This is a genomic window from Shewanella sp. SM69 (genome assembly GCF_025653985.1).
Classification (GTDB): Bacteria; Pseudomonadota; Gammaproteobacteria; order Enterobacterales; family Shewanellaceae; genus Shewanella; species Shewanella oncorhynchi.
The window spans coordinates 52,020-63,719 of record NZ_JAKKRV010000009.1 but is presented as its reverse complement, the minus strand read 5'-3'; the positions used below and the strand labels follow the sequence as shown (position 1 = coordinate 63,719).

Below are 11,700 nucleotides of genomic sequence, written 5' to 3'. Positions count from 1 at the left end.
TTCTAACTCAACCCTATACATAGTGACGGGTGATTCTCAATGAAGTTATAATGGTCATCGCTCAAAAGCCCTTTATGAGTAACAACATTTATAAACTTGCACAATGATCTTAAGCAACTAGATCAATTAAGACAAAGTGTCACGCATTAAAAATTACTCTTAAATAGTTTACGGTTCATTTCTTAAATCTAAAGTAACCAATATTACCTCTGTTTTAATTCCAAGGTACTCATATGCAGCTCTTGTTTTTTTAACAAAGCTTTCATCTCTTGAGAAAATTATGTCTGTGAATGAAGCTATGGATGCATGCCCTTGATCACTAAGTGCAGCGGTAAAGCGGCGCTCTTTATAAGTTTTAGAATCTGGATGATAACCAATAACATTGAGATGATTGTATATGCAGGTAACCTTCTGAAAATCAAAATATGATTTTTCAGGGTAAATAAGGTTTGCTTTGATGAAAAAGAAATCATCTACAGTCCAATTTAAATTTTTATACTCTTCTTTGTCCTTGTATAAATCCCATATTTTTTCAAGAACATTTGGAGGCGATATATTATTTAACTCCACTGGACCAATATTCATGGCGTTTCTGAAGTCTCTTACTCCGGACCAGTTCTCCTCATCGTTCACATTTGATGACATCAAAGATGCTGATTTTTTAAGAACAATCTCCATATGTTCCATGGATACTTTTGCAGTATCTTTAATTATATAGGCTAAATTAGGGCCAATATCCTTGAGAGTATCAACTTGCTCATGAAGATGAACCATGAGATTAGTAAAAGCTCCTAGCAACTCACTATTAATCTCTTCAAAGTTATCACCTTTTCGACCACCATATATTTTGAAAACTGTTTGCATCATTGAACCAAGCAATTCCTGGTACAAAGGTAATTGATCACAATATTCCTTGTAAGCTAAATATGAATCTTTTATAGAAATAGTAACTTTATCAGTTAGTTCAAATGAATTTATCACCATTTGTTTGAGGTGGCATGCATTTAATTCGTTTAACACATCCAGAAATTTATTTGCATAATCTCCAGACCGTTTTATCTCATTTAGTGTCTCATCCGAATAAACAATCTGATAGTTTTCTTTTAGCATATATGCGAAATCTATCATGCCGTACTTTACAAACACATCGAGGATATTCTGGTCAAGGTAAGCAACAGCTTTACCTTGAATTTAGCATTTTATACCTCCATGTGCATAGGTTCTAAAAATAGTAACTTACATTATATACTCTTGATTTATTAATAAAAATCAGAATAATTTAATTAATTATTTAACTAGAAAAATAGAATATATTAATAACTCCATAGTTAACAAAAGACAATAAATGGAAATTTCAAAGCTAAAACTTAACCTTAAGAAACATCAACAGTGTTAAGCGATCAACTAAATTAAGCACTCTCATGGCAGTGACCGTTGGCGGCATGGATGCCGCCATCGAGCCCTCAGGGACGAGTTTATGGCGAGTCACTGAAGTGAGAGTGCTTAACATCAATCCCATCTGCGATACTTTATTCAGTACCATCGCACTGTGACTTACCTGCTTGATAGCAACTGGGTTGACGTGGGCATACGGCGCCGCGAGAGCAAATAAGGCGGGCGTCGTTTTTGATCCCGCGCTCTATCCAGTTGATATTGAGGATTTTTGCGACGCTGACCAGATCACTTTTAATGTGTTTTGGAATAGTGACTGAACCGCCGCTGGCGACACAGGCATCTTTCAGGTCGTGGGCGATAGACAGGGCATCTTTACCTTGGGCTTCAATGGCTGGATTTAAATCAATACCGGCGCAGAGCACATGCGGGTTGCCCGCAGAATCTTCGACCTTAATCGACTCACAGCAGTAAATGCGGGGTTCGTTGCCGACGTTTAAAATCGAAATCTGTGCCGAAGTACCGACCGTCGGCTCACTGATCATCCTAAAGACGGCCCAATGCTGACAAGGGTCTTCCACTAACCGCATATTGCCCCAAGGCAGTGGAATACCGTTACCACGATAAACGGCTTTGAGTTTGCCCGGTGCGTAAGCGTCGAAATAATGCCAATGAGGATAAGGAGATACCACTGTCATGCGCCGCATGGCGACTGAGGCTGACACTTGCAGTTGCTTGTGTACCTCAATCTCATAGCCGTGGCGGTCGAGTAATTGGCGATAAGGCACTTTAGGGCACAGCAGCGCACCGGCGAAGAAGCTCGATTCAAAATCGCGCCACGCATGCAAGATATCCTGCGCATTCAAGGTATTGGACTGCATACCCGCCTCTTCATCCACTTCTAATTTGCGACCTGAGATCATCACACTCTTGAGACCGTCCTTGTTGTGCAACACGCAATGACCTATGTGCACGGCTAAATCATATTTGAGTCTGTTGGGGCGATTTTTGAGGATTTTATTTACATAAATCGTGCTCGGAGGCTCAATAAATGAGGTGACCAACTGACGCGAACTCACGCCCATTTCATCGATAACTTCCTGTGGCGTACTGTCTATCCACTTGATTTTTAATCCCATTCCCTTAGCAATATCCAGCATATCGTCCAGAGATAAGGGCATACGTTTGAGGCCGACTTCTTCGGCGGCACGTTCAAGATCGGGGAAATGATTTTGATGGTGTTCTTGATGGGCGCGGATCAATAAATGGGCAAACTGCCGACCAGAGATCCCTGTCTGCGACAGCATCTCAGGTATCGCTATTTGTAAAATATCATTGGAAAACAAAAAGCTGGGTTCAAGTGCCATACCGCTTATGCCGCCACGTCGGCCCTTGTCTGGCGTAATGGCGTTTTCTTCGGGCACATCGTCTAAGAACCATTCGGCGTCTTTTTGAAAAACCGCGGCGATGACTGCCAGCATTCCGGCACTCGGCACACGCTTGCCACGTTCGATCATCGACAAATATGACACAGAGGGCGCACTTCCGGCGTCGACTCGAATGCATCGTGCCGACAAATCTTCCATAGTTAAATTATTACGTTTCCGTAGGTTACGTATTTTTGTGCCTAGGAAATGTGATTTTCTCATCAAGCTCTGGTCATTGCGCATTTTGTAAAATTCACAGTGTAAAATTTTTATTGTGAAATTGTAGTCAAAAAAAGACTAGACTACAAATCAAGCAATCAAGGAAAGGCTAATGCGAACAAGCTAAGCCATTCCAGTACAAGAAATGTTTAACCACTCCTACTTTAAAGTGGCTAAGCACTCAAAGCGGACAAACCAAATTGAAGACAAACTTTGATAAGCCAAAAGTTAAATCAAAACCCTGAATTTTTTAAATTGAAAGAGTGAGAGGAACAAGCGATGAATATGTCAATTATCAAGAGCAACCAGATCCAACCGAATCTAAACAGCCTCATCGCAGAAGAAGTGCTAGCCGTGGCCCAAGTGAATGTCGCCGAGCACGAGAAGATCGCTAATGCGAAACAATTCCTCGACCGCCTCTTTCCACTTAACTCTGGTTCACACCAAGATGTGAGCAGCTATGTGGTTTACTACCAACACCTGTTAGCCTTTTTTGCCGACGGCAGCCACAGTGGTTTACGTCAGCCAAAACAGTTTGTGGCCTTTAACGGCACTAAAGATGCGCCTTGCGCCATAGTGTTACAGGACCTAGGTTGCCACGTTGAACTCAGTTTCGACCGCAGTGGCATGATAGGTGCGAGAGACGTTGCCAATCTGGAAGATATCCAAATCGGAACGTCATTAAACATGGTAGTCGGAACACCAGAGTCACGTTCTGCCGCATCGCGCCATTGGCTCAGCCTATTACATGCGGGTATGTCCAGCGCCAACGACACCCAAGATAAGTTGTTTACCGCAAAGGATGGCAGCGATTACAACTTGAAAAGTATCGTAAATTTATAATTTCACGCTTTGTAACCTCGCCATTTATTATCTAGCCAAGAAGATGAACTGAGCTCAATTCATCTTCTTCAATTTACCCTCCTGCTTTGCACAATCCTCTGAGAGTCAATAAAACTGACTGATTAGATAAGTTTAATTGATTTTATTGAGGCTCATACACACAGCTATAATGCCCTCTTGCATCTGTCTCCATGATCAATCCAATTGATCGCCATTTTGTATCCGTCGCTTAATGTGAAGATCTGTGGTTGGAACGATAAACCGAATCGCTCGAGCCTAAGGCGTTATGAATTCTTCATCGACATCACAGCAAGATAATAAGACTCATCGCATCGTTTTCATCTGTGCGGGTTTGTTATGCCTCGCGCCTTTTATCTCATCGCCCATGGCGCTAGTGCTCGGTTTTACCTTAGCCAGCCTTGGTTGGGTGCCAGTGCAATGGAATATCGCTGCACTTACCAAAAAACTCCTGTCTTATTCGATCATTGGCTTAGGGTTTGGGATTAACTTAAACGCGGCGATCGAGGCGAGCACCCACAACTTCGGCCTGATTGTTGGCTCAATCTTTTTCACCCTCAGCTTAGGGTTTGTGCTCACCCGCGCCCTGAAATTTGATCATGTCACGGGCCACTTAATCGCCTCTGGTACCGCTATTTGCGGTGGCAGTGCCATTGCCGCAGTCGCTCCGGCCATCAATGCGCGTAACGATCAAACCGCCACTGCATTAGCCTGCGTATTTGTGCTCAATTCAGTCGCGCTATTTTTATTCCCTGCACTCGGCCACTTGCTCAATATGAGCCAATACGATTTTGGCGTGTGGAGTGCCATCGCCATCCACGATACTTCATCGGTTGTTGGCGCGGCTTCAGCCTACGGCGATGAAGCCTTAAAAACCGCAACTACCATAAAACTCGCCCGCGCCCTGTGGATTATCCCGATCGCATTGGTCAGCGCTATGTTGTTTGGTGGCAATAAGCGCAAGCTTAACCTGCCGTATTTTATCGGTTTTTATTGTTTAGCCATTGCCGTGGCCCATTGGTTGCCACAATTCCACGCTGTTTATGACACCTTATTTATGGTGTCGAAACGGGCATTAGTCCTGTGTTTGTTTTTGATTGGTGCAGGAATTACAGTGCAGAAGATGCGGGCGAGTGGCCCCAAACCTTTGTTGCTTGGGGTGATGCTGTGGGCAGCGATTGGTATCACGTCTTTAGTGTATATTCTTTATTTTCAATAGCTAAGATTTAACTCAAAGCCAATCTACTCTGCTGTCGGCTTCATTCGCCAAGCCCAGTAGAGGACGCCAACAAAGGCGGAGAATTCGATAAGTGAGCGCACGAGTCCTGTGGTTTGCGTCGAAGCGACCAAGGCAATCAGGCAAAACACGATAATCAGCCAGTTTTTCAATTGCATCTTCCTGCAAACTTAGGGGATGCTCATTATTGTTTAGAACTAAAAACTCAGCAAATATCGATTTTCAATAACAAATAGCTATAACAGCTAAGCCAATCCTGCGTTGATTAAGCCGCCTTAGGGCTTGATGCCGCTTCATTCGCAGCAAGATCTTGATTATGTTCTTGAATAAAATCTTCCATAAACCAAGCACAAAAAGTATGGCGTCCATCGACTGCCGCTTTACCGTAAATGGTCGATGCCTGTTGTCTGACGGTTTTTTCTTTAGTCTGGCGCACTTCAGCAATTTCTTTAAAACTTAAACCCTTAAGCAGTAAAAATGCCACTTGCTGCTCACTCTTAGTAAAGCCCCAAGTCTCGAATTGCTGCGACACCGCTTGGCTGTATTCTTGTCTGGCAGAGCGCATTTGCGTCGACATATTGTCGATTTTTTTATCCGCATGCTCCAACCGTTTAGCCAACGCTTTCACTTCGCGGGAGCGACGCATAAGGTCATAACTTAAGTACATGGCACCAATCACAGTGAGCACTAATAACATGGCTTCCTGGGCAATATGCCATTGGGGAATGCCCAATTGAATGTCGGAAGTGATGTCAAAAAGCTTAAAGCATATGATCAAGGCCAACAGACCAATAATGACAAGATCCTTCATCGAAAAACTCCTAAATAAAAGCAAAATCAACCCATTAATTTATGGGACATATGTACCATAGACGGTTTTATGATACATGTCCCCCACGACTTTCGCCCACCAATCCCTACACTAACAGCACACTTTATTACCATAGAATCGTCCTATGTCTGTCAGTACGTCTTGTATCAAGTTATGTCTGTTGGCGACCTTAGTCAGCAGCAGTTTCCTGTGCCACGCCGCGCATTCCGAGCTATCTCAAGCACTCACCACCAGCCAAGCAAGATTACATTCTCTATCTCAATCAGGCGGTCAGTTACCGCAATCACAAATAAGCTTAAGCAGTTCATCTTGGCTCAATGGCCTGCCGAGCATTAGCTTGAGTCACTTAGGTAGCCTAGATAATGGTAACAGCTACGAGCAGGAACTCTCACTCAATTTGCCAATAAAATCCCCTGCTTTGCACAGCAGCGATAAGCAAATTAAACAACTCACCCAAGGCATTCAGGTGCAACAAGCCGCGCTGCAAGGCCTGTATTTATCGGGATTATTGCGACAAAGCCTGTGGGAACATCGTCTTGCTGCAGTGAAACTGGCCCAATTAGATCGCAAGAGCCAATTACTCGACAAGCTTCATAGTCAGCAAAAGCAACTCACAGATGCGGGCGAACTGCCGATTGCCCACATACTCTTGTTAGAACGCGAACTGGTGGATATTGCACTGGAGCGGGTCGATCTTAATCAGCAACAGGCCGAGGCGCGTGCCCTCTATCAACAACTCACCGGACAAGAGCAAATACCGCAGAACATAGCCGAAACCGCGCGGCCACTTTCTGCCAACAACCAACCCAATGACATGCTCGCGCAGCATCCATTATGGCAACTATTGAGCCTGCAGAAGCAGCAACAGCTGTTGATCATCCAGAGTCAGCAAGCAGGGAATAACGATCCTTGGGCTGTCTCACTCACGGCCAAAAATACCGCCGATAATCAAGTCGATGATCAACAACTTGGCATCGCCGTTTCTGTACCACTGACCTTAGGTTCTGCCCTATCACAAACCGAATTATCCCAATGGCAACAAGCCAATACCGAGCACACGCTCAACCTCGACCGTACCTATATCGAGCTAAAAACTCAGCTTAAAAAGCTAGAGCAACAGCAACAAAACTTACTCGACAAACAAACATTGCTAACCCAAGCCTTACACCTTAGCCGCACCATCACTGAAGAGCTGGCCAAGGTCAAAGACCAAAACCAAGTTAGCTACGAAGTCTGGCTGCGCCGCTATATGGATGCCCTCGATACCGAATCCCGCTTAGCACTGAACCAAGTCGCGCAGCAACAACTGCACTCCCAACAACTGCAAGCCTTAGGAATCTCATTATGATGGCCAAGTACGGCGCATGCCTTTTCTGTTTATCCGCCAGTGTTGCCACTTTAGTGCAGGCTGAATCCTTAACGATAAGCTCCCTCGGTAATTTAGACCTGAGCTACGTACAACCACAGAAAGTCGCCAGTTATGAGGGCAGCCCGTTGCCCGCGCAGGTTGAAATCCTCCCCGGTAACGATTATTGGATCAGCACGCCGGAGAATATCCAGCAGATCAGCTTCCTCGTCGGCCAAGGCCAGCTCGTCACTAAAGGCCAAGCAATAGTTAAACTGACTGGGCCAGAAGTGTTCCACTACCTCACACAAGTCGAAGCTGCTGGCAGCTTATATCAACTGGCAAAGAGCCGTTATGAGCGCAATAAACCCTTATTAAACAATGGCAGTATCAGCGCCGAAAAATGGCGCGAGATCAGCCAAGACTACTTCAGCACTCACCTCGAATACGAGCACATGCAGCATTTTATGGAGATAGTCAAAAGCACAGATGCCACCACAGACTCCCTAGTGGTAGGCACGCCAGTGGCGGGGATCGTTAAACTCAACCAAGTGAATGGGCCTTATATGGCGGGTTCACAGCTATTCTCACTGGTGCCCAGCGACAGCATTCGCGTCAAGGTCAGTGTGCCAATGAGTCAGTCGCACTCACTTTCGGCGGTGAATATCAATCAGTGCCATATCGCCATTGAGTCCGTGTCGGCCATCGCCGAAGGTGCCTTTGTGACCGCTTGGTCATCACCCTTGCCGCAGGAATGTAACTTACTGTTAGGACAACAGATCACTGTGATACCCGAGTATCAAAAGGCGGTGTATTTATTGCCTAAAAATAGCGTATTCAGTTGGGAGCAAGACAGCCAAGTCTTCACTAAAACCGCAGACACGCTCACCTCGATTACGATCGATATTCTCGGTTCAACCCCAGAGCAATATATCGTTGAAAGCGATCAAGAACTCAGCCAAATCCAAGTGTTATCCCAGTCGGTTGCTGCAGTCAAAGGCATAATGCTTGGCCTAGGAGGCGAATAAGATGCTGACCTCAGTCATCCGCTTTTCGCTTACGCAGCGCTTATTTGTGCTGATTGTGGCGCTGATCATCATGTTAGCGGGAGCGCGAGCCTGGTTTTCCATTCCTTTGGATGCCTTTCCCGATATTTCGCCCACCCAAGTGAAGATTATCCTCAAGGCACCCGGCATGACGCCGGAGGAAATCGAAGCGCAAATTACCGTGCCGATTGAAACCGAACTGCTAGGTATTCCCCATCAATCGATTCTGCGCTCAACCACTAAATACGCCATCAGCGATATCACCCTCGATTTTGACGAAGGCACAGATATCTATTGGGCGCGCCAGCAGGTGAGCGAACGCATCGCCGCCGTGTGGGACAGTTTTCCTGAAGGTGTGACGGGCGGCGTAGCGCCTATGAGTACGCCGCTCAGCGAAATCTTTATGTTTTCACTCGAAAATCCCAATCTTTCGCTGATGGAAAGACGGCAGTTGCTCGAATGGGAAATCCGTCCGCTACTGCGAACCGTTGCAGGTGTCGCCGATGTGAATATCCTCGGTGGCTATGCCAAAAGCTTTAGTGTGACCCCCAAACCTGCGGCTATGGCGGCCGCGGGCGTAAGTTTTGCGGCGCTGCAACAGGCGATAGTTGAGAATAATCACAACGAAGGTGCGGGCAAGCTCACGATTGGTACAGATACCATCATAGTACGCGCCGAAGGTCGCATCGATGATATCGACGAACTCAAACAATTGGTGATCAAGGCCGATGATGCCAGAGTGTATCGACTGCAGGATTTAGCCGATATTCAAATTGGCCACTTAGCCCGCTATGGCGCAGTCACGAAAGACGGCAATGAAACCGCCGAAGCCTTAATCATCGCCCTGAAAGACGCCAATACCGCACAAGTAGTCAAAAACATTAAAGAGAAACTCGATCAAATCAGCCTAACCTTGCCAGAAGGCAGCCAGATCAACACCTTTTACGACCGCGCGAATCTGATCAATACCGCGATTGATACTATCTCCAATGCCTTATTCGAAGCCGTAGTGTTGGTGATCATCTTGCTGGCGCTATTTTTAGGTAACGTGCGCGCCGCATTGGTCGTGTCACTCTCGCTGCCTCTTGCCGCGTTGATGACGTTTTTGATGATGGATTACTTCAATCTTTCTGCGAACTTAATGAGCCTAGGCGGACTAGTTATCGCCATCGGCATGTTAGTGGATTCATCTGTGGTCGTAGTCGAAAACATGGTGAATCTTATCGCTACTAAGCAGAGATTACCGCGGCTGCATTTGATTTTTCGCGCGACCAAGGACGTTGCCATTCCCGTAGTGTCGGGCACTGTGATCGTCATGATAGTGTTCTCGCCCTTACTGACCTTGAGCGGGCTCGAAGGCAAACTCTTTACCCCAGTTGCGGTCACTATCGTGTTTGCCATGCTGTCGGCGCTGGTGTTGTCGTTAACCGTTATTCCGGTTATCGCTTCTTATCTCGTCAACGAAAAAGCCGCCAAGGAACCTAAGGCGATTGAAAAGCTTAAACAGCTTTATCTGGCCAGCCTCAAGAGCACGTTTAGCCATCAAAAACGCTTTATGGTGATCGCCTTTAGCTTGCTTATCGTCAGCTTAGGCTTGTTCGGGTTAGTGGGAAAAACCTTTATGCCGACCTTAGATGAAGGCGACATTATCCTGCAGCTGGAGAAATCCCCGTCGATTTCACTCGAAGCTTCGATTGCCATCGACAAGCAAATTCAGCAAACCTTGCTGGCTAAAGTTCCTGAAATCAAACAAATGGTGGCGCGTACTGGCGCGGATGAAATCGGCTTAGATCCCATGGGGCTCAATGAAACCGATGTATTCTTAGAACTTCTGCCCCGCAGCGAATGGCGCTTTGCCAATAAAGAAGCGCTTATCGATGCGATCCGCACTGTGTTATTGGACTATCCCGGCGTTAATTTTAACTTCACTCAACCGATACAAATGCGCGTGTCCGAAATGCTCACTGGTAGTATTGGCGACGTGGCGATTAAGGTCTTTGGTAATGATATCGACACCTTAGGCCAGCTCACGAGCCAGATCCAACAGCTCGTTAATGCCACCAGCGGCAGCGTCGATGTGAAAATGGCGATGATCGAAGGCAGTCCTTTTATCAACCTCACCTTAGATAACGAGCTCGCCCGTAGCTTTGGCATGAGCACCATGGAGTTTGCTCGCTACCTGAAAAGCCAACTCGAAGGCGTGATAGTAACCGAAGTGCTGCAAGGTAAGAAGCGCACACCCGTACTGATGGCTAATAATCAGAGCCACTTAAGCAGCATTAATGAGCTTAAAAATCAGTTACTGGTGATGCCAGATCACTCCTTAAAACGCCTGAGTGATGTCGCCACCTTAAGCTATAAGCAAGGCCCCATCCTTATCGAGCGTGAGCAAGGGAATCGCTTTTCAGTGATCACCACCAACGTGCAGGGTCGCGATATTGTGAGTTTTGTAGAAGAGCTCAACGCTAAAATCGCAAAGGAAATCAAACTCCCGAGCGGTTATAGCGTGAGTTTTGGTGGCGAGTTTGAAAACCAGCAGCGAGCCACCAGCAATTTACTGTTAGTGATCCCCATTGCTATCGCACTGATCACTTTGATTTTATTCACCACATTTGGCTCACTGGCCAAAGCGGGCTTAATCCTCGCCAACGTTCCCTTCGCTATGATGGGCGGCATAGTTAGCCTGTATTTATCGGGGGAGTATTTGTCCGTGCCCGCCTCAGTTGGCTTTATCGCCCTGCTCGGCGTAGCTGTGCTCAATGGCGTGGTAATGGTCAGCTATTACGAACAAACCAAGCACATGTTCAGTAATCTGCGCGAACGGGTAGAACAAGGTGCGGCGCGGCGTTTACGCCCCATTTTGATGACGGCGACAACGGCCATGTTTGGTCTTATGCCGCTAGTGTTTGCCTCAGGTCCTGGGGCTGAAATTCAAAAACCTTTAGCGATTGTGGTGATTGGCGGTCTGCTCACTTCAACCATTACCACACTGTATTTACTGCCAATTCTGTATTTTTGGCTGGAGAAACGTAAATGAGCACAGAACAACTGTTAGTACTGATCGCCCAAAATGATATTAAGGACGACATAGTCGATACCTTGATAGAGTTAGAGTTTCTATCGGGTTTTAGCCTAGGGAATATTTGTGGTTTTAGCCGTGAACACAGCCATTTTAATATCAAGGAACAAGTGGAAGGTTATCGGGAGTTTTGCAAATTCGAAATCATGCACCCCGTTGCACAACAAGCCGCGCTGCTCGCGGCGCTAGCTTTGGTCTGCAAACATAATCCCTGTCGCTATTGGATTATGCCCATCTATCAAAATGGTACTCTGTCTTAATC

The 11,700-nt window shown here is 46.2% G+C and carries 11 protein-coding genes; 7 read left to right on the top strand and 4 right to left on the bottom strand.

The window, feature by feature from the left end; translation table 11 throughout:
- Nucleotides 1-168: 168 nt before the first annotated feature.
- Nucleotides 169-1,110, bottom strand: a complete 942-nt coding sequence (locus L5M37_RS13395; RefSeq protein ID WP_263200784.1) for a hypothetical protein — start codon at nt 1,108-1,110, stop codon at nt 169-171.
- 311 nt (nt 1,111-1,421) lie between these two features.
- Between L5M37_RS13395 and L5M37_RS13390 the strand changes: the two genes are divergently transcribed.
- Nucleotides 1,422-1,553, top strand: a complete 132-nt coding sequence (locus L5M37_RS13390) for a hypothetical protein (RefSeq protein WP_263200782.1) — start codon at nt 1,422-1,424, stop codon at nt 1,551-1,553.
- Here the strand turns inward: L5M37_RS13390 and L5M37_RS13385 are convergent.
- Entirely contained in the window at nt 1,530-3,062 is a 1,533-nt protein-coding gene (locus L5M37_RS13385) for a DUF3612 domain-containing protein (protein ID WP_168826158.1), read from the bottom strand. The two genes, L5M37_RS13390 and L5M37_RS13385, sit on opposite strands and share 24 nt — an antisense overlap.
- Before the next feature lie 255 nt (nt 3,063-3,317).
- Between L5M37_RS13385 and L5M37_RS13380 the strand changes: the two genes are divergently transcribed.
- Nucleotides 3,318-3,881: a malate synthase gene (locus L5M37_RS13380; protein ID WP_011845404.1), complete on the top strand. Its 564-nt coding sequence runs from the start codon at nt 3,318-3,320 to the stop codon at nt 3,879-3,881.
- A 286-nt stretch (nt 3,882-4,167) separates the two neighbouring features.
- Nucleotides 4,168-5,118, top strand: coding sequence for a YeiH family protein (locus L5M37_RS13375; protein WP_219251443.1), 951 nt, complete (start codon nt 4,168-4,170; stop codon nt 5,116-5,118).
- 23 nt (nt 5,119-5,141) lie between these two features.
- Here L5M37_RS13375 and L5M37_RS13370 read toward each other — a convergent pair whose 3' ends face one another.
- Both L5M37_RS13370 and L5M37_RS13365 read right to left on the bottom strand, forming a co-directional pair.
- Complete coding sequence (locus L5M37_RS13370; RefSeq protein ID WP_105253023.1) at nt 5,142-5,288, bottom strand: hypothetical protein; 147 nt, start codon at nt 5,286-5,288, stop codon at nt 5,142-5,144.
- A gap of 113 nt (nt 5,289-5,401) precedes the next feature.
- Nucleotides 5,402-5,947: a helix-turn-helix transcriptional regulator gene (locus L5M37_RS13365; protein WP_263141341.1), complete on the bottom strand. Its 546-nt coding sequence runs from the start codon at nt 5,945-5,947 to the stop codon at nt 5,402-5,404.
- A 145-nt stretch (nt 5,948-6,092) separates the two neighbouring features.
- Here L5M37_RS13365 and L5M37_RS13360 point away from each other — a divergent pair, with 145 nt between their 5' ends.
- Genes L5M37_RS13360 through L5M37_RS13345 form a run of 4 tightly spaced genes read left to right on the top strand, consistent with a single transcriptional unit; the run spans nt 6,093 to nt 11,698 of the window.
- Complete coding sequence (locus L5M37_RS13360) at nt 6,093-7,316, top strand: metal transporter (protein WP_219251444.1); 1,224 nt, start codon at nt 6,093-6,095, stop codon at nt 7,314-7,316.
- Nucleotides 7,313-8,341, top strand: a complete 1,029-nt coding sequence (locus L5M37_RS13355) for a membrane fusion-like protein (protein WP_263141339.1) — start codon at nt 7,313-7,315, stop codon at nt 8,339-8,341. The genes L5M37_RS13360 and L5M37_RS13355 overlap by 4 nt, the downstream gene beginning before the upstream one ends.
- Before the next feature lies 1 nt (nt 8,342).
- Complete coding sequence (locus L5M37_RS13350) at nt 8,343-11,396, top strand: efflux RND transporter permease subunit (protein ID WP_263141338.1); 3,054 nt, start codon at nt 8,343-8,345, stop codon at nt 11,394-11,396.
- Nucleotides 11,393-11,698: a DUF3240 family protein gene (locus tag L5M37_RS13345; protein WP_105250730.1), complete on the top strand. Its 306-nt coding sequence runs from the start codon at nt 11,393-11,395 to the stop codon at nt 11,696-11,698. The genes L5M37_RS13350 and L5M37_RS13345 overlap by 4 nt, the downstream gene beginning before the upstream one ends.
- Nucleotides 11,699-11,700 lie beyond the last annotated feature (2 nt).

Coding starts and splice junctions, on each gene's coding strand:
- L5M37_RS13360 (WP_219251444.1), top strand. CDS start 6,093: ATGTCTGTCAGTACGTCTTGTATCAAGTTATGTCTGTTGGCGACCTTA.
- L5M37_RS13345 (WP_105250730.1), top strand. CDS start 11,393: ATGAGCACAGAACAACTGTTAGTACTGATCGCCCAAAATGATATTAAG.
- L5M37_RS13365 (WP_263141341.1), bottom strand. CDS start 5,947: ATGAAGGATCTTGTCATTATTGGTCTGTTGGCCTTGATCATATGCTTT.
- L5M37_RS13355 (WP_263141339.1), top strand. CDS start 7,313: ATGATGGCCAAGTACGGCGCATGCCTTTTCTGTTTATCCGCCAGTGTT.
- L5M37_RS13375 (WP_219251443.1), top strand. CDS start 4,168: ATGAATTCTTCATCGACATCACAGCAAGATAATAAGACTCATCGCATC.
- L5M37_RS13395 (WP_263200784.1), bottom strand. CDS start 1,110: ATGCTAAAAGAAAACTATCAGATTGTTTATTCGGATGAGACACTAAAT.
- L5M37_RS13390 (WP_263200782.1), top strand. CDS start 1,422: ATGGCAGTGACCGTTGGCGGCATGGATGCCGCCATCGAGCCCTCAGGG.
- L5M37_RS13385 (WP_168826158.1), bottom strand. CDS start 3,062: ATGCGCAATGACCAGAGCTTGATGAGAAAATCACATTTCCTAGGCACA.
- L5M37_RS13350 (WP_263141338.1), top strand. CDS start 8,343: ATGCTGACCTCAGTCATCCGCTTTTCGCTTACGCAGCGCTTATTTGTG.
- L5M37_RS13380 (WP_011845404.1), top strand. CDS start 3,318: ATGAATATGTCAATTATCAAGAGCAACCAGATCCAACCGAATCTAAAC.